Consider the following 18,294-nt stretch of genomic DNA (forward strand, 5'->3'; position numbering starts at 1 on the left):
AACAATGAATCTGGCGGATATGCTGACATTTGCGGATATTGTGCATTTGAACAGAATCGCAGTGTATTACGATTGTGACTGCAAACCTAATTCCAAGCATGAGTTGATCCAAGGGATTTTGACAAAGCTCGGCAGTAGTAGTTTTTTTGAGACGCAGGTCAAGGAGCTGAGGTTGTCAGAGGTAAGGTTTTTGAATGCGCTATTGTTCGATGACCGACCTTATTTCAGTATGGAGGAATTGATTGCGATTGCCAAACAGTCTGTCGAGCAGGACGGAGATGTTGGTGAGCGACCACGAGATATTGTGACCCGTCTACGTTCTAGCGGCTGGTTGTTCAATGGTTCAACGCACAATACGAGATATTTGTACCAAATTCCTTCGGATATGAAGGAGCGCTTTCGGCGTGTTATGGTACATGACTTTCAAAACGGAATGATCCGGGTAAGCGAACCGTCGTCGTACCGGGATGAAGGGCATCTACTGGCGGAGGATTTACGGCTTTTCCTTCAATATATGAGGCAGCATGAGGTTCTCCTTAATCCTGAGGGAGCTTGGTACCGTCGCAATCAGCAGCAACTAATGGAGCATTTGCACATTGCGGAGCCGTTATTGGGTAAAGGAGGATGGCGTTTTGGCTATGGTTCCTCTTTTAAGTTTTATCCGGATCGAATGGCATTACTGTATGATTACGCCCGGCACTCCAAGTATATTGAGGAGAAGGGAGACCGGGTTGAGCTGACCGCAAAAGGGGAGGCACAACAGGAACTCGCAATTGAAGATGAAATGATACAGCTATTCAGGTTTTGGTTAAGATTGTATAAAGGAGCCGTACCCAATCTGCTTTCACTAGTCTACTGGATTGGAGAATGTGCCAGGCCATGGACTTCCTCAGAGTCGCTTTTTGTGCATATCGGCCCACTGATCCGACCGTTTTACTATGATACCTCCCGTTCGGTCTTTGATCAGAGGATTATACGAATGATGCTTCACTTGGGTATGCTTCGACAAGGTGAGCATCCGACAGGACCCTCTGTACAAATGACGGCCTGGGGGCAGAAGTTGGCGGGAGAGTGCCGTCTTGGGCGAAACGACTCGGGTATACAGCTCCATTGACAAGCAGTACACATATTGATAGAATTTCACCCAAAATATGAGAGGGTGAAGTTGATGCTAATTCACTACAACGGAAACTTGCCACAACTCCATTCATCTGTCTATGTGGCAGAAGGAGCAAAAATTGTCGGAAAAGTAACGATCGGCCAAGATTCCTCCGTATGGTTTAATGCCGTACTGCGCGGGGATATGGCGCCTATCATTATCGGTGAACGCTGCAATATTCAGGACGGTGTCGTGGGACATGTGAACACGAATCAGCCCCTGTTGCTGGCGGATGATATTACGGTAGGACATGCTGCCATTATCCACGGTTGTACGATAGGCAAAGGCACTTTAATTGGTATGGGGGCCATTGTACTCAACGGAGCGGAGCTTGGTGAATATGCTTTAATAGGAGCAGGGTCGGTCGTTACGGAAAATACCAAAATACCACCCTATACTCTTTCTATCGGTACACCTGCCAAAGTGGTGCGCGAATTGACAGATGCAGATTTACAGCGGATGTCACGAACGACACTCAGCTATGTGGCGAAAGGAAAAGAATATAGGATCTCTTAAACTCATGTTGGAGGTGCATCCTATGGATAAAATGAAGGTTACTTATGAGGTAATGTTGGGCCTGTCTGCTGAGATGGTTTTGGACGAGGCATTACGTAAACACCGGAGTGAAAAACTCTACAAGGATATTGATGAGGCGTTAGCCTCCGGAGATGAAGTAGCTTTTCGTCATCTTACGGATGAGCTGAAAGCAATGAGTTAGAACGCTTTTGGTAAGCTTAAGGTGGTCATTTTGACCAAGCGCCAGTTCGAGATTATATCATCAAACCTGACTGTAACGGCGGTCAGGTTTTTTTGATACGCTTGGATATGATATAGTCATTGTAGGATAGTGCCTGTACAAGGCAACTGTCGTATGAACGGAGGATGAAGGACGTGTCGTTATCTTATTTGTGGAGCCGGTCGTTCTTGACGAGCCGGCCCTTTTTGTGGCTGCTGTTCTGGTGTAATTTAGTTGGAACGGTGTATGGGTACATATGGTATGGGGGACAGCTGGAATATACACTGAATTATCACCCGGCGTGGCAGATTGTATTTGTGCCTGATAGTCCGACGGCTAGCCTATTTTTTACAATTTCTATAGCATTTTTGCTCTATCCTCCGCATTTCAAAAGCTTGAAGGTCATTCGCCAGATCATGGAAGCGTTGGCTGTCGTTACGAGTGTAAAGTACGGCATTTGGGCTTCGGCTATTATTTTGTGGGGAGTTGCGCAGGGGGGGCCTATGGTGTGGCAGGATTGGATGCTGATAGCATCTCACACAGCAATGGCGGTCGAAGCGTTACTGTTTGTACGGTTTTTTAGCTGCAAATGGATTGCTTTATGCTTAGCCGCACTTTGGACATTGTTAAATGATACGATGGATTATGCCTATGGCATATACCCTTATCTTCCCAGGACGCTAACGGATGATGTGACGCAAGTGCGTACTTTTACCTACATGCTGACCCTTGTTAGTATTGTAGCGGCATGGCTTGCCATGCTAGCACGCAATCGAAAGGTATCGTCTTATCGTGAACTAGCTTGAGTCTTTTGAATGGAGAGATAGAGATGCATATCGTTATAAATCAGAAGGAATATGTATTCCAAAAAGGCATCCGTGATGATCACAAAATAAAAGCAAGTTTTAATTATTTAGCAAAACAGAGTTTTGGTTTTGATTTTGAAACCTGGTTTCAATTGGGGGATTGCAAACTACAGGAATCAAGGTTTGAGTCGGTTTTTAGTAGAGCAAGCGCTGAAAGATTGGCATGGCAATTGTGATGGTATCTATCTGTTTGGAAATGATAGTGTGAAGGATTTTTATCCTAGATTCGGCTTCGTTTCGGCACCTGAGTATCAATGTAGTCGGAAGGCACCTACCAGCAACCTAAACATAAAGATTGATCAATTAAATATGGAAGAAATGCCGAATTTGCAGTTGTTGAAAATGAAGAGTGCTGACTTCAATCCGTATTCACTTTTTTCTGCGGAAAACAATGAGTGGTTGGTTTTATTTTATAGTACGTTATTTTATAAAGACAAGTTTTGGCACATACCTCAATACGAGACGATTGTTGTTGCAGATTTCGAAGGAGATACGATGAACTGTTACGATATTTTTGGAGCGGGCGACATTCCTTATACTACACTGTTTTATATGACTAAGCACCCAAACAGATGTAATGAAAATCCACTTATGTTTCCTATTTTGTCCAGAGCATCGCCGGTTTCGAATGATTCACCTAAAGCCAGTTCTAGTCCCGTTAACCTTGCCATACAGTAAGGTGAGGAGGGATGTCCCATGATTAGGGGTCGGGGGGTTCGTATTACGTTACGTGTGGTTTTGAGTATTGTGTTATCCATGGTCCTGCTGCTGTCCGTCTGCGTCCCTCCAGGTATGGCAGAAGCGCGCGATCAGTCAAAACCCGAAGGTAATAGCAAGGAAATTGAAGAACTGGATCATGCAGCTGCGACACTGTACCGTGACGTAATGGACGGGAATATTGAAAAAGCGCGTGCGGATGTAGCCGAGGTGAGCAGATGGTTCAGCACTGGACAGGTACAGGCCACGCTATCTGTAGAGGCCATTCATGCTCTATCCGGCAGCATCCTGGAGGTGCAGCAAGCTACACAGTCGGTTCAAGCATCCCCGGATGAGTGGGTGAAGGCAGCGGCCAATTTACGGCTTGCGACAGATGCGATTGCACACCCACGCCAGCCCTTATGGCAGCAGTATTATAAGATTTTAAGAGAAGATGTTAGCGGTTTGAATAACCAGTTTGCTAAAGGGAACATGAAGGGATTCAAAGCTGGTACCGAAGTCCTGGAAGACCACTATGAAACGATTCGTACAGCAGCATTGATCCATGGCAGAACAACTGAGGTCGTGCGGACTGATTCCTGGATTTCCTACGTCAAAGGATTGGGGGATCAGCAAAATGCAGATGCCTCAGCGATTAGAGGAGCATTGGACCAGGGCAACCCGACGTTGAATGCCTTGTTTGGACGTGAAAAAGATGCTACCGCACTGGCGCCATTTATTCCGCGTGAGAGTGAGCGCCGGGCTGAATTGGCTATCGGCATGATTGTGCTGTTGGCGCTGGCCTATGCAGGTTATCGTAAATATCGGGCTGGCTTCACTGGGTAATGATGAAAGTTTGAACATTCGCGTCGTTGGCTGTGGAGCCATTCATAGATGTCAGCCCATTGCCCGGATTACCGGGCTATTCCTCTTTGAACCCCTCGCCATGTACATCATGCACATCCTGAATGATGATAAACGCCCGTGGATCAACTGATTTAACAATTTGGTGCAGTCGTCTTATTTCCTGACGGGACACGACACAATAGGCAACATGCTTGGCCTGTTTGGAAAATGCACCTACAGCCGGAATAATGGTAACTCCACGATCCATGTCCCTGGTAATAATATCTGCAATGTCCATCGTGTGGTCGCTGATAATCATAAAGGCTCTGGCAGAGTAGGCCCCTTCTTGTATAAAATCAATAATCTTGGACGCGATGAACACAGCCACTAATGTATATAGAATTTTTTCTTTGGGTATGTAAAGTAATGAAGCGCCGATAATGACAATATCAATGACCAGTAGAATCCTTCCCATACTCCAGCCAAACTTCCGGTTTAAAATACGAGCGATAATATCCGAGCCTCCAGTAGTGCCGCCAAAGCGAAACACAATACCTAACCCGGCCCCAAGCGTAACCCCTGCATATAATGAAGAAAGTATAAAATCGTGTTCAGTCTGAAAGGTCCCCATCCATCCGAGATGAATCATTTTTTCAAACAACCACAAAAAGAATGTGAGCGACCCGATACCAACCCCCGTGTATATAATCTGCTTGCCCCCAAGCATTTTCCATCCAATTAAAAATAATGGAATGTTCAGTAACAAAGTGGAGAGAGAAGGTGAAATCGAAAAAGCATAATTTAGCAGCAGGGTGATCCCTGTAATACCGCCTTCCATCAGTTTACTGGGTATAATAAAATAAAGCAGACCGAATGCATAGATGGCGGTGCCAAATACGATGGGCAAAATCAATTTAAGCTGTTCCATAGACTTGGATATTTTCATATGATCCCTCACAGTAGCAGTTTAAGGATGGCGACTACATGCAATTTTTGCTAAATCGCAGCCCCTTATGTTTAGTATACCTTTTTGCGACAGCTTTAAAAGACAGATGACTGCAAATTGGGTTCGTTAGTTCACAATTAAAAAAAATTTGTTTTAAAATGTGCTTTACGATAACATATGAATAAACCTGCACATGGGGGGATTGCGTGTTTCATGGAAAAATCGTTAGATGAAATTCAACGTGAGGTAGACCAGTATATCTCTCAATTTAAGGAAGGGTATTTCAGTCCTTTGGCCATGTTGGCCCGGATGTCCGAGGAAGTCGGCGAACTGGCAAGGGAGGTCAATCACTCCTTTGGTGAGAAGCCGAAAAAAACGGATGAGGCGGACAATTCCATTGAGCTGGAACTGGGAGATATTTTGTTCATCACTGTTTGCTTTGCGAACTCACTGGGTATCAATTTGACTGAGGCACATGATAAGGTTATGCATAAATTTAACACGCGTGACGCGAATCGATGGACTAAAAAGGACACCGATTAGGCGTTTTGTACATATGCTGTATCAAACCGGTTACCCGGAGGTGCAGTGTCATGAAGGCGGAGGAATACGTTCAGAAAGCTTATCAGTGCATTTTGCAGAACGATTTTGAGCAGGCGGTGGAATGGTTTGAAAAAGCGATTTCAGCCCAGCCTGATCATGCGGAGCATTATTTCCGTTGCTCGGTTACCTATGCTCGCAGTGGACGATTGGAGCAGGCCCTGGCATATGCAGAGCATGCGGTCCGTCTCGCTCCACAGCAGGATGAATATGTTCTCCATCTGCATGCGCAGGAAGCCAGGCAGTATACAGAAAAAGCCAGAAAAATGCTGGAGGTCGACAGAGCTACGCCACAGATGCGCCAGGATGCGATTTTGCTGCTCGAACGGGCAATTTCCCTTGATCCGTTATGTGGTGACGCATTTTTACTGCTCGCTTTGATTTATGACGAATTGAATGAATATAAGCTGGCTGTGCAGGCTGCTCGTGAGGCTGCAGCGCTGTTTCCTCATAATGTGCAGCTTGCCAACCTCATGAAGAAATTATGCCAGCAGATGAATGAACAAATCTAGCACAAATAGATGCATAAGGAGTTGTAGGGATATGTCAGAACCAATAAAAGTGGCTGTCGTTGGAGCAGCAGGACGTATGGGCCGTGAGGTGGTCAAATTGGTTCTTCAGGATGAGGAACTACAGCTTGTAGCCGCAGTGAACAGAACACACGCCGGCAGTGATGCCGGCCTTCTCGTCGGACTACCGGAAGCTGGTATCGCTATTATGGAGGATGTAGAGCAGGCTTTACTGGAGAGTCGAGCCGATGTCATGGTTGACTTTACGGGGCCGCGTTTTGCGTACGCACATACAGCGCTTGCTATTAAGCATGGAGTTCGTCCAGTTATCGGTACGACAGGGTTTACTCCTGAACAAATTGATGAACTGGACAAGCAGTGTCGTGAGCAACAAATTGGTGGTCTGATTGCGCCCAACTTTTCGATCGGCGTCATTTTGATGATGCGGTTTGCGGCTCAGGCAGCGAAGTATTTCCCACATCTGGAAATCATCGAATATCATGGTGACCAAAAATTGGACGCGCCCTCAGGTACAGCCATTAAGACTGCTGAACTGATCGCCGAGCAGCGTGAGGAGCTACGACAAGGCAACCCGGAAGAGGAAGAAACGCTAGAAGGATCGCGTGGCGGTTATTATCAAGGCTTCCGCATTCACAGTGTCCGTCTTCCCGGTGTGTTCGCACAGCAAGAAGTCATATTTGGAGGATTTGGACAATCTCTGAAAATTCGTCAGGATTCATATGAACGGGCTGGATACATGCCTGGTGTTAAAATCGGTATCCAGAAGGTAATGGAGCAGCCGGGGCTTGTATATGGTTTTGAGCATTACATTGATTAAGAATATACGAATGAATTGATGAATGGAATTATAGAATGAGGCAGGAGGAATTTCGAATGTTAAAGATTGCATTTATAGCGCATGATCGCAAAAAGGATGAAATGGTTAATTTTATTACGGCATATGAGCATGTTTTTACAGATCACCAATTATATTCAACAGGTACAACAGGTCAGCGCATTATGGAGCAAACCAAGCTTCAAATTCACCGCTTCATGTCTGGGCCGCTTGGTGGAGATCAGCAAATCGGGGCTATGGTTGCGCAAAATGACATGGACTTGATTATATTTTTGCGTGATCCACTCATGGCACAGCCGCATGAGCCGGACATTAGCGCATTATTACGTCTGTGTGATGTACAGGGGATTCCTTTGGCAACCAACGTTGCAACTGCTGAAATACTGGTTAAAGCGTTGGATCGTGGCGATTTTGCTTGGCGTGAGCTGGTACATAAATATAAACCGGGCATTGACCAGCAGGGTGATGTAAAATGACGCTGGACATCCTGATTTTCGGAGCCCATGCCGACGATGCAGAAATAGGAATGGGAGGCACGATTGCCAAGCATACAGCCGCTGGGTTAAAGGTGGGGGTGTGCGATTTGACACGGGCTGAAATGTCATCTAATGGTGATGTGGATACTCGTATGGCAGAAGCTGAACACGCTTCAAAAGTGCTCGGGCTGGCTGTGCGGACGAATTTGGGTCTGCCTGATCGTGGGTTATATGTAACTCCTGAACATGTAGCTGCAGTTACAGCAGAAATCAGACGCCATGCACCAAAAATTGTATTTGCTCCTTATTGGGAGGATCGGCATCCGGATCATGTCATGTGCAGCAAGCTAGTAGAGGAAGCTGTGTTTAACGCCAAGTTGAGACGCTTTATGCCAGAAAGTCCTGCGGTACAGGTAGAGCAATTATATTTTTATTTTATTAATGATATCGGTAGAACGGACTTGATCGTGGACATTACCGAGCATTATGAAGCCAAGGAACAGTCGTTGTTGAGTTATGCTTCGCAATTTCAGGCAGCGCCTGGGAAGGATACGGTATCCACACCACTGAATCAGGGGTATGTGGAACGTGTAAAAGCTCGGGACTCGTTGTTGGGTCAACGTAAACTGATTTCATATGCAGAAGGATTTGCGTCCAAAACGCCATATCTGGTTAAGCTATTCAAATAAGGACTATATACTTACGCATGTTGTAGAATGCTGAAATACATGGGCATACGAGTGATTATGGATGGACGGAAGGAGGCAGCTTAGCTTGAATGACAAACTGAAAATTGGGATTACCTGTTATCCGTCGCTGGGTGGCTCTGGCGTTGTGGCTACGGAGCTGGGCAAGTTGCTGGCAGAAAAAGGGCATGAGGTTCATTTTATTGCCAATAGCATTCCGTTCAGATTAGGCGGGGCGTTCCAGAAGAATATTTTTTATCATGAAGTTGAGGTTAACGATTATTACGTGTTTAGATATCCGCCATATGATTTGTCGCTAGCGACAAAAATGGCCCAGGTGGCTCAAATGAAGAATTTGGATGTACTCCATGTCCATTATGCTGTTCCGCATGCAGTATGCGCATATTTGGCGAAGGAAATGGTGGGCGATCATTTGAAAGTGGTTACCACCCTGCACGGTACAGATATTACAGTGTTGGCACAGGATGAATCATTAAAGGATCTGATTCGACTGGCTATTAACAAAAGTGACGCTGTGACAGCCGTCTCCAAAGATTTGATTCGGGAGACGATTGATGCGTTGGAAATAACACGACCTATTGATTTGACTTACAACTTTGTAGATAAACGAGTATATTATCCACGAGATGCTGCTGCGCTTAGGAGAGATTTTGCCCAACCGCACGAAAAAATTATGATGCATATTTCCAATTTCCGTCCTGTCAAAAGGGTGGGAGATGTGCTGGATATTTTCGACAGAGTGCAACAAAAGGTACCTGCGAAGCTACTGTTGGTGGGAGAAGGACCGGATCTTCCGAAAATTCGTTGTAAAATCGAAAGTTTAGGCTTGCAGGACAAAGTCTTCTTTTTAGGTAAGCAGGATCAAATCGCAGAAGTGATTTCTATGGCAGATGTGCTGTTGCTTCCGTCGGAGAAAGAAAGTTTTGGTCTAGTTGCGCTGGAAGCCATGGCTTGTGGAGTGCCAACAATCGGTTCTCAGGCAGGAGGAGTACCTGAACTCGTTGTACATGGAAGTACGGGGTATCTGGCTGAAATCGGTAATACAGAGGCGATGGCAGAATATGCAGTAGAACTGTTGTCCGATGAAGCAATGGCGGAACGTTTCCGTGAAGCGTGCCTGACACGCGCACGTACCGTATTCTGTGATAAGCTGATTACTCGTCAATATGAAGAGATTTATTACCGTGTGTTGGGACGCGAGGTGCCGGATCTTAAACCGATCAGCGTTTAAGGGGGCGGACTCGCGTCCGTTTTTTTATTGAATACTTGCAAAGGGGGAAACCCTGTGAATACAAATACTTGGCAACATGCTGACCCAGAGATGGCTCTTCACGGCAGAGAGGTCATACATACACTAACCACAGCAGGCCACGAAGCTTATTGGGTCGGTGGCTGTGTGCGGGATGAGCTATTAGGACGTGCTATTCATGATATGGATCTGACCACCTCGGCTGAGCCTGAAGAGGTCTTAGCACTATTCCCTCATGTTATTCCGACAGGAATCCAGCATGGGACGGTAACGGTCATGCAGGACGGTCATGCGTTCGAGGTGACCACTTTTCGTACGGAAAGCGGTTATACCGATCACCGCCGTCCGACGGAAGTATCCTTTGTGAAGGACATCCGTGAGGATCTGATGCGGCGCGATTTTACGATGAACGCGATCGCGATGGCTGAACAGGGGGAGCGAGTGGACCCGTTTGGAGGGGAAGCAGATTTGCGAGCCTCTCTCGTTCGTTGTGTGGGACGAGCTGAGGAACGTTTTGAGGAGGACGGGCTGCGAATGCTGCGCTGCATCCGTTTTGCCTCTGTATTTCGGTTCCGAGTGGCCTACAATACTTGGAAAGGTATGATTCGTCGCAGAGAGGGACTTCAATACATAGCCATGGAACGGGTGCGAGTCGAGTTAGAAAAGGTGCTAGCGGGACCTGACCCATTACGTGGACTGGAGATGCTGGGCCGTAGCGGATTGCTGGGCTGTACGAAGGTTCCGGTTCCCTGGGAACAATGTGACGCACAGGCGCTCCAGGAGATCGTGCAGCTGCCAGCAGAGCTGCGGTGGGGTTTGCTCCTTATGTCTTGTAGACTTAGCTCAGAGGCAGCGGACGAGCTATTAAGAGCTTGGACCTTCTCCAATGCTGTACGTCTGCGTTTGGTTCATTTATTGGAATGGGAAAACGAGCTCATCGGTCATGCTGTTGCCATAGCTGGCAACTCAGTTTCGAGGGATCCTGACCGTATCAACGATGAGGAATTACGTCGTAGCTGGATTCGATTGTTAATTAAGCTGGGAAAGGACACAGCTTCAGACTGGCTGGAGCTTTACAAGACACTGCCTTCTTCGTTTCGCGGATTACCGCCATGGGTAGAAAAGCATGTGAAGAAAATTGCCGAACTGGCAAACTCGTGGACACAGCAGGCGGTCGTCGTTCGTATCAAGGATTTAAATATTACTGGAAATGAACTGGTTCAGGCAATGAATCGACCAGGTGGACCTTGGCTGGGACAGATGATGGAACGGCTTTTACAAGCGGTCGCTTGCGGAGATATCCCGAATGAAACAGAAACATTGCTTCAGGAAGTGAAACGGGTGATGAGTAGTGAATAATCATGAAAGATTGTTAGGCATACTGGAGGAAGGTTCATCCGATTACGTATCCGGGGAGGAGATTAGCCGACGACTGTCGGTTAGTCGTACAGCGGTATGGAAGCAGATCAACAAACTGCGTGAGCTGGGTTATAATATCGATGCCTCCTCACGGCGGGGCTATCGGCTGATATCTCAGCCAGACCGGCTGGAAGTCTCCAAATTGGCAGCTATGTTAACCACTCAATCGTTTGGTCAGCGTATCGTTGTTCTGGACTCAACGGTATCCACTCAGCAGGATGCAATGCGTTTGGCAGAAGAGGGTGCGCCGGAGGGAACGTTAGTGCTTGCGGAGGAACAAACGGCAGGTCGGGGACGTCTGGGGCGCAAATGGTATTCTCCTCGCGGCAAAGGTATCTGGATGAGCATTGTATTGCGCCCCACCCAGCCCTTGGCCTTTACCCCCCAGCTAACGCTGTTAACAGGCGTGGCGGTGTGTAGGGCTATTCGCCGACTGACGGGTGTAGAGGCAGGCATCAAATGGCCCAACGATCTGCTGATTCATGGTCGCAAGGTATCCGGTATTCTGCTGGAATCTGCAACAGAGGATCAACGGGTTCGGTACTGCATTGCAGGGATTGGCATTGACGTTAATTTGAATGTAGAAGATTACCCGGAAGAGTTATCCCAGGTAGGGACATCTTTGAAAATAGAGGCAGGGCTTGAAATTGACCGTACTGCGCTGATTGCTGCTCTTTTGGAAGAAATGGAGCAGCTAAGCAAGCTGTATGCCGAGCAAGGGTTCCAGCCCATAGCCATGCTGTGGGAGGCATTATCCGTGACGATGAACCGCAGCGTACGGGCACATACGGGACAAGGGATGGCGGTAGAAGGTACAGCGGTTGGCTTGGACCCTTCAGGAGCACTTGTAATTGAAACGGACCACGGTGAGCGAATCCAGGTCATTTCAGGGGATATACATTTGTAGAAGCGACCCTAGCTGAGCATACGACCACAATCTTTCTGTTTCCTGTGTAAAACTTCACGTGAAAAAGCTGATATTTTTTGTTATACTGTGCAGGAGGCGGCATCGGACGGTCCGAGCTGCACTCCAAGGGCACATGCTCTACTTTAGTAAGTTTGTAAGACCATCATAACTTCATTTGAAGGTTACGTTGGATTCTGCTCTGAGCCGAACAGGACCGAGACAGAAGGGACGATCTCAAAATGAGTGTCTTTTTTGGCTGTTCGGACCTTTTGATGACGCATATGTACAGGCGTTCATAAAAGGTTATTTTTTGTGCCAAAAAAAGATGGAAGGGAGCCATTCACAATGGCAGGAAAACAAGCACTGAATATCGTAAAAATGAAAAAAATGAAGCAAGAGGGCATTCCGCTCAGTATGCTGACCGCCTATGATTATCCATCGGCTAAAATAGCCGAGGAGGCGGGAATTGATATCATTCTCGTGGGTGACTCGCTGGGTAACGTAGTTCTTGGTTACGATTCGACCATCCCAGTGACCCTGGATGATATGGTGTACCATTCCCGGACAGTGGCAAGAGGCGCCGAGCATACGTTCATCGTAGCGGACATGCCTTTTATGACATATCACAGCAGCATATCTGAAAGTCTTCAAGGCATCCGTCGTTTGATGCAGGAAGGGCATGCGCATGCTGTTAAACTGGAAGGCGGAGCTGAAATTGCCGATGTCGTAAAAGCGACTGTTCAGGCAGGTGTACCTGTGCTAGGACATATCGGACTTACTCCGCAATCGGTTAATCAGATTGGCGGTTATCGCATTCAAGGTAAGGACGAAGCAGACGCACGCCGGTTAATGGCTGATGCCAAGGCGTTAGAGCAGGCGGGTGCCTTTGGTATTGTACTGGAATTGGTGACTGAGGAAGTGGCAACGGCGATCTCTAAAGAACTTTCCATTCCAACCATTGGAATTGGTGCAGGACGTGGATGTGACGGTCAGGTACTTGTTTATCACGATCTAATTCAATATGCATCGCCATATTTCAGCAAACGTTTTGTTAAAACCTATGCCGATGTTGGCGGCTTGATCCGCAGCAGCATTGAGCAGTATGTGAGCGATGTGAAAGGGCGGGCATTCCCGGCCGCAGAGCATGTGTTCAGCGCGGATGATCGCGTTGTGGAGTCCCTGGAGTCCTTGTACGGTCAGGCAAAAGGACAAGCGCAGGAACAAGCTAAGGAAAAGGTGGAATCACAGTCATGATCATCGTAAGAGAAGTGGCTCAACTGCGTAAGATTATTGCCGAGCGTCGGCAGCTTGGGGCCAATGGAGCAAAAATGGTACACGATTCTGCCTCTGTACAACAACATAAAGTCGGCTTTGTACCAACAATGGGATACCTGCACGAAGGACACGCGAGCTTGATGCAAAAGGCGCGTGAAATGGCAGATACGGTCGTGCTTAGTATTTTCGTTAATCCGATTCAATTTGGACCTACCGAGGATTTGGACAGCTATCCTCGCGATGAAGCTCGTGATCTGGAAGTAGCACGGCGCGAAGGCGTGGATATTGTCTTTTTGCCGACTGTAGCAGAAATGTATCCACAGCCAACTCAAACCAAAATTCGCGTATCCGCTTTGACAGACCGCTTGTGCGGCGCTTCCCGTCCTGGCCATTTTGATGGTGTGACTACAGTGGTAGCCAAGCTGTTTAACATGGTAGGTCCTGATTTGGCTTTCTTTGGCATGAAGGATGCGCAACAGGTTGCTGTGCTTCAACAAATGGTGACTGATCTTAATATGAATGTGACCCTCATACCTTGTCCTATCGTTAGAGAGGCCGATGGTTTGGCCCTTAGCTCCCGTAATGTCTATTTAAGTGCGGAACAGCGAGAACAGGCGTTAGTGCTGTCCCAGTCACTGCGCAAGGTGCAAGAAGTGAGCGAAGATATTGTACAGAACACCATTACGATTGAGCAGTTGCATCAAATGGTGGAGTCGACCATCGCCTCATCTCCTTTGGCAGATATTGACTATATTGAAGTATTAACATTTCCTGGCCTGGAGCCCCTTCGCCCTGAGCAGCGCCTATGTGATGTGCAAGAAGATGTCATTGTTGCGCTAGCCGTAAAATTTGGGAATACCCGACTGATTGATAATATAAGAATACAGAAAGTGGAGGTACTTTCCCATGTTTAGAACTATGATGAAATCAAAAATTCACCGCGCGACGGTTACCGAAGCTAACCTGAACTACGTGGGAAGTATCACCATAGATGAGGATTTAATGGAGACATCGGATCTACTGGAGAATGAAAAGGTTCAAATTGTAAACAATAATAATGGAGCTCGACTGGAAACCTATGTGATCCCCGGACCGCGTGGGAGCGGCGTGATTTGTCTCAACGGTGCGGCAGCCCGTCTGGTCCAGCCCGGTGATACAGTCATTATTATTTCCTATGCTTCCATGTCGAATGAAGAGGCCAAAACATACAAACCAACTGTGGTATTTGTGGATGAACATAATAAACCAGCCCAAACGATGAACAAGGAAGTACATGCAACGATCATGTAATGAATGGGAATGCGGATGAAACCCGTCTTTTAAGCGAAAAATGTGAGTGTATTAATCCATCTTTCGTAAGGGCGGGATGCACATGTTCCAGCATGTATTCGCAGAAATGAACAGCATGTTAGATGATATCGTGAAGCATTACCCATCAGCCCAGGGCCCCCGCAGACAGGAGCTGCTACAGCACTGGAGTCTGCTGCGGAGAATGAGTGACGGAATTATGGATGAGTGGCTGGCCTTTGAGGAAAAAATGGTTTACCTGCGTGCAGCAGGATTTTCTGCAGAGGCCGACATGTCTGACGCTGAGCTGCCTGAAAAGGAGCTACCGGCATTTAACCGGGGGCAGGGGTATTATCGCTTACTTATGTACCCGGAGGCAATCCAGCAATTTGAGCAGGTGCTACAGCATTTTCCGAACAGCTGGCAGAGTCACATGTATATGGGAATGGCTCATTTTCAACTGGATGATCCAGCAGAGGCTATAAGCCAGTTTCAAAAGGTGCTGCACCTGACTGAACAGCCAGGGCTAAAAGCGGTCATCTATAATGCGCTGGGTTGTTTGATGGCAAAGCAGGCTGACGTAAAAGAGGCGCAAAAATATTTTGCTCTCGCGCATCAGTTCGATCCAACGTTGCCCGAGCCACTGCACAATATGCAAGCCTGTTTGTCCGGTGTCGAAAAGCTTCGCTACGACAGCTCCATGTTGACCTGGATGTAGTTGTCAGACACCGAGTAAGACGATGCATGCCCACCTCCTTAGGCGGCGTGTGCATCGTCTTTTTTGGCTGTCTTAATTTCCAAACAGGCAATCTTCTGCTATGCTATTATACAGAGTTATTATTATTGTATGTGTCATAAGAAAGGATTAAGCTCGAATGAAATTTGCGGTATTGGATTTTGAAACGACAGGCACCCAGTCCGCGGATGACATCATTCAAGTCGGACTTGCAATTATAGATCATGATAACAGCATTTCCCGTGTTTACGGCTCTTATGTAAACCCTGGCAGATCTATTCCACCTTTTATCACCGGATTGACCGGAATTACAGACGATGACGTCAAGGATGCACCTGCACTCGAAGAAATGATGATGGAGCTCGTGCCTATGCTGGACGATGTCGTACTCGTCGGTCATAACGTGGCGTTTGATTTTAATTTTTTGCAAAGCGCTTTGGACCGGTGTGGATATTTACCCTTTAGCGGTAGAATTTTGGATACGATGGATTTTCTGAAAATTATGTTTCCATCGTTATCTTCTTATCAGCTAGGTTTTGTTTCCTCAGAGTTTGGTCTGGCGCATGACCGCCCTCATCAAGCAGACAGCGACGCGTTGGCTACGGCTGAGGTGTTTTTAAAGTGTCTGGGTGAGCTTCAAGCACTGCCTCTGATAACGATACAGCGGCTTAGCGATTTGTTCGCAGAGGAAGACAGCGACCTGGGTTGGTTTCTTGATGGCATACGAGAAGAGAAAGAGCTAGATCCTATTCAGGATTTGGAGAAACATCAGTTTTTTCGTCAGCTTGCGCTTAAAGTGGAAGATTGGACTGAACTGACTGCTCCACGCAGAGAAGATGATCCGAATCCACTGTCAGGCGTTTCCTTTGAGGAGTATATGGATGATGTACGGGACAATTTGCGTTCATCCTTGAGCCAATATGAGGAGCGCGAGGCGCAGATACAAATGATTGAGGGTGTAAATCAAGCCCTGAGTCAAGATAAGCATTTGTTGATTGAGGCGGGTACAGGAACAGGGAAGTCCCTGGGCTATTTGCTTCCGTCACTGTATCACAGTGTAAAATATGGGCAGAGGGTCACCGTAAGCACGCATACCATTAATCTGCAGGAGCAATTGCGAGAGCGTGATATTCCGATGCTGACAAAAGTGATTCCCTTCCCGTTCCGGGCTGCCATCTTTAAGGGACGGGGGCATTATTTGTGTCTGCGTAAGTTTGAACATAAAATAAACAGAAGAGACTTCGCGACACCAAAGGAAGACTTGATTACAGCGGCTCAAATGATTGTCTGGCTGACTCTGACAGAAACCGGTGATGACGAGGAACTAAACCTGAGCAATCGTGGAGGGGATTTTTGGGAAACGGTTGCTAGTGATTCCGAGTCCTGTCTTGGTCGTTCTTGTCCATGGTTCCGCAAATGCTACTATCATCGTGCACGTCATGAAGCAGGAACAGCGGATGTGGTTATAACGAATCACTCCAAGCTGTTCACCGACGTCAAAGCAAGTCATCAGCTGCTGCCTAGCTATGAACACTTGGTGATTGATGAGGCACATCATCTAGAGGAAGTAGCTGGTAAGCACCTGGGCATGCATATGAAATATTTCACACTCGTGCATACGCTGACTCGATTGTTCAAGGACAGCAAGAATGGGCAATTGCCTTCGTTACGTCAGCAGTTGGCAAAGTCGGGGCATGAGAAGTCGACGGAATGGGCCTCGGTCATTGATCAGTTGTACCCACTTGTGTTAGAGGTTAAGGAAACTTGGGACTTACTAAGCGATAAGCTGTTTGGCATGTTGCCGGAGCGAACTGATGCCACACCAGGTGAAACGGGGCAATTTTCTTCGCGTCTCAAACCGTCAGCCAAGCCTGCAAAGTGGGATCAGGCGGCGGCATTGGAAAATCAGCTTTATGTAACATTGAGCGAAATTTTGCGCAAGGGCGACAAGCTGATGCTGGATGTCAAGGAAGAACATGACGATTATGCGGCGGATAGTCTCATTACAGATATCACGGGTCTGCTTAAGGATTTGGCGGGGATTAGGGAAAATTTGCGCTTCTTTATACGACTCGATGATGAAACAACCGTATATTGGCTTGAAGCGAGTGGACAATTCCGTAGTAAATCATTGCAATTTTATGCGGTGCCCGTCGATGTGAGCCGCCAGTTGAAAGAAATGTTTTTTGACAAAAAAAGAAGTATTATTCTGACATCTGCTACTTTATCGGTAGATAAATCGTTTCAGTACATGACCGATCAACTCGGTTTGCAGGAGGCCGCAGATCAAGGACGATTAATGACGTCACAGCTCCCATCACCCTTTAATTATAGGGATCAGGTGTTGCTGGTCATTCCGCGAGATTTTCCGAGTGTGAAGGGCAGTGTAGGAGATGCACATTTTGTAGAGATGCTCGTTAGCTCTCTAGGAGCGACTGCCCAGGCGACGCGGGGGAGAATGCTCGTTCTGTTTACTTCCTATCGGATGCTCCGGCAAGTGTATGAGCCGCTCAAAGAGGCGTTAGCGTCCAGCGATATTACCGTGTTAGGACAAGGTGTGGACAGTGGGAGTCGCAGCAAGCTAACCCGCCGTTTTCAGGAAGCGAAAGCTTCTGTATTGCTGGGAACCAGTAGCTTCTGGGAAGGCGTCGATATTCCAGGGAAAGCTTTGACTTGTCTGGCTATCGTTCGCTTGCCGTTTCAACCGCCCAACCACCCGTTACTGGAGGCTAAAAGCGAGTTGCTCCAGCAGCAGAAGAAGAATCCATTTATGAAGCTGTCTGTACCACAAGCAGTTATTCGCTTCAAACAGGGATTTGGGCGATTGGTACGTACAGCGAGCGACCACGGAGTCGTCATCGTTTACGATACGCGTGTGATCGAATCCTATTATGGAAAGCACTTTTTGTACTCGTTACCGGGACCAAAAATGGAGCATATGCCATCGGAGCAAATGGTGCCCCGCATCGCTGAATGGCTCCAATCCGCCCCGGAGACAGAGGCACAACGGACGGACACTTAAAG

At 47.3% G+C, this 18,294-nt stretch carries 20 protein-coding genes; 19 read left to right on the forward strand and 1 reads right to left on the reverse strand.

Annotated features, from left to right (window positions below; all coding sequences use genetic code 11):
- The first annotated feature begins 4 nt into the window (after nt 1–4).
- The 6 genes from ACXHJ1_RS17625 (at nt 5) to ACXHJ1_RS17650 (ending at nt 4,303) form a co-directional block, all read left to right on the forward strand.
- On the forward strand, nt 5–1,114 hold the full coding sequence (locus ACXHJ1_RS17625) for a hypothetical protein (protein ID WP_016822195.1): 1,110 nt from the start codon (nt 5–7) through the stop codon (nt 1,112–1,114).
- Nucleotides 1,115–1,168: 54 nt separating this feature from the next.
- Nucleotides 1,169–1,675 (forward strand): gamma carbonic anhydrase family protein, encoded by a 507-nt coding sequence (locus ACXHJ1_RS17630; RefSeq protein WP_457904977.1) that lies wholly within the window; start codon nt 1,169–1,171, stop codon nt 1,673–1,675.
- Nucleotides 1,676–1,697: 22 nt separating this feature from the next.
- A complete protein-coding gene (locus ACXHJ1_RS17635; protein WP_013371655.1) occupies nt 1,698–1,877 on the forward strand; it encodes an IDEAL domain-containing protein in 180 nt (59 codons plus the stop codon).
- A 173-nt stretch (nt 1,878–2,050) separates the two neighbouring features.
- A complete protein-coding gene (locus ACXHJ1_RS17640; protein WP_457904978.1) occupies nt 2,051–2,701 on the forward strand; it encodes a DUF1405 domain-containing protein in 651 nt (216 codons plus the stop codon).
- Nucleotides 2,702–2,830: 129 nt separating this feature from the next.
- Complete coding sequence (locus tag ACXHJ1_RS17645) at nt 2,831–3,439, forward strand: GNAT family N-acetyltransferase (RefSeq protein ID WP_457904979.1); 609 nt, start codon at nt 2,831–2,833, stop codon at nt 3,437–3,439.
- Between the two features lie 18 nt (nt 3,440–3,457).
- Nucleotides 3,458–4,303, forward strand: coding sequence for a sporulation protein YpjB (locus ACXHJ1_RS17650; protein ID WP_457904980.1), 846 nt, complete (start codon nt 3,458–3,460; stop codon nt 4,301–4,303).
- A gap of 76 nt (nt 4,304–4,379) precedes the next feature.
- Here the strand turns inward: ACXHJ1_RS17650 and ACXHJ1_RS17655 are convergent, their stop codons facing one another.
- Nucleotides 4,380–5,249 carry a YitT family protein gene (locus ACXHJ1_RS17655; protein ID WP_016822189.1) on the reverse strand — a complete coding sequence of 290 codons (870 nt, stop codon included), beginning with the start codon at nt 5,247–5,249 and terminating at the stop codon, nt 4,380–4,382.
- Nucleotides 5,250–5,462: 213 nt separating this feature from the next.
- Between ACXHJ1_RS17655 and ACXHJ1_RS17660 the strand changes: the two genes are divergently transcribed.
- The 13 genes from ACXHJ1_RS17660 (at nt 5,463) to dinG (ending at nt 18,292) form a co-directional block, all read left to right on the forward strand.
- The gene (locus tag ACXHJ1_RS17660) at nt 5,463–5,792 is read left to right on the forward strand and encodes a nucleotide pyrophosphohydrolase (RefSeq protein ID WP_007430805.1); all 330 of its coding nucleotides are present in this window, start codon (nt 5,463–5,465) and stop codon (nt 5,790–5,792) included.
- A gap of 50 nt (nt 5,793–5,842) precedes the next feature.
- Nucleotides 5,843–6,361: a tetratricopeptide repeat protein gene (locus ACXHJ1_RS17665; RefSeq protein WP_016822188.1), complete on the forward strand. Its 519-nt coding sequence runs from the start codon at nt 5,843–5,845 to the stop codon at nt 6,359–6,361.
- Nucleotides 6,362–6,392: 31 nt separating this feature from the next.
- On the forward strand, nt 6,393–7,196 hold the full coding sequence (gene dapB, locus ACXHJ1_RS17670) for a 4-hydroxy-tetrahydrodipicolinate reductase (RefSeq protein ID WP_126666183.1): 804 nt from the start codon (nt 6,393–6,395) through the stop codon (nt 7,194–7,196).
- 56 nt (nt 7,197–7,252) lie between these two features.
- Nucleotides 7,253–7,690: a methylglyoxal synthase gene (mgsA, locus tag ACXHJ1_RS17675; RefSeq protein WP_013371648.1), complete on the forward strand. Its 438-nt coding sequence runs from the start codon at nt 7,253–7,255 to the stop codon at nt 7,688–7,690.
- Nucleotides 7,687–8,379 carry a bacillithiol biosynthesis deacetylase BshB1 gene (gene bshB1, locus ACXHJ1_RS17680; RefSeq protein ID WP_017427558.1) on the forward strand — a complete coding sequence of 231 codons (693 nt, stop codon included), beginning with the start codon at nt 7,687–7,689 and terminating at the stop codon, nt 8,377–8,379. Before mgsA ends, bshB1 begins: the two co-directional genes overlap by 4 nt.
- An 85-nt stretch (nt 8,380–8,464) precedes the next feature.
- Entirely contained in the window at nt 8,465–9,628 is a 1,164-nt protein-coding gene (bshA, locus tag ACXHJ1_RS17685) for an N-acetyl-alpha-D-glucosaminyl L-malate synthase BshA (RefSeq protein ID WP_016822185.1), read from the forward strand.
- A 54-nt stretch (nt 9,629–9,682) separates the two neighbouring features.
- Nucleotides 9,683–11,005 carry a CCA tRNA nucleotidyltransferase gene (locus ACXHJ1_RS17690; RefSeq protein ID WP_457904981.1) on the forward strand — a complete coding sequence of 441 codons (1,323 nt, stop codon included), beginning with the start codon at nt 9,683–9,685 and terminating at the stop codon, nt 11,003–11,005.
- On the forward strand, nt 10,998–11,972 hold the full coding sequence (locus tag ACXHJ1_RS17695; RefSeq protein ID WP_457904982.1) for a biotin--[acetyl-CoA-carboxylase] ligase: 975 nt from the start codon (nt 10,998–11,000) through the stop codon (nt 11,970–11,972). The genes ACXHJ1_RS17690 and ACXHJ1_RS17695 overlap by 8 nt, the downstream gene beginning before the upstream one ends.
- A 345-nt stretch (nt 11,973–12,317) precedes the next feature.
- Nucleotides 12,318–13,226, forward strand: a complete 909-nt coding sequence (gene panB / locus ACXHJ1_RS17700) for a 3-methyl-2-oxobutanoate hydroxymethyltransferase (RefSeq protein ID WP_340864930.1) — start codon at nt 12,318–12,320, stop codon at nt 13,224–13,226.
- Entirely contained in the window at nt 13,223–14,161 is a 939-nt protein-coding gene (gene panC / locus ACXHJ1_RS17705; RefSeq protein WP_025365113.1) for a pantoate--beta-alanine ligase, read from the forward strand. Before panB ends, panC begins: the two co-directional genes overlap by 4 nt.
- Nucleotides 14,154–14,537, forward strand: a complete 384-nt coding sequence (panD, locus tag ACXHJ1_RS17710) for an aspartate 1-decarboxylase (RefSeq protein WP_013371641.1) — start codon at nt 14,154–14,156, stop codon at nt 14,535–14,537. The genes panC and panD overlap by 8 nt, the downstream gene beginning before the upstream one ends.
- A gap of 82 nt (nt 14,538–14,619) precedes the next feature.
- Entirely contained in the window at nt 14,620–15,252 is a 633-nt protein-coding gene (locus tag ACXHJ1_RS17715; protein WP_016822180.1) for a tetratricopeptide repeat protein, read from the forward strand.
- 157 nt (nt 15,253–15,409) lie between these two features.
- A complete protein-coding gene (dinG, locus tag ACXHJ1_RS17720; protein ID WP_457904983.1) occupies nt 15,410–18,292 on the forward strand; it encodes an ATP-dependent DNA helicase DinG in 2,883 nt (960 codons plus the stop codon).
- Nucleotides 18,293–18,294 lie beyond the last annotated feature (2 nt).

Source organism: Paenibacillus sp. ALE2 (assembly GCF_054113385.1).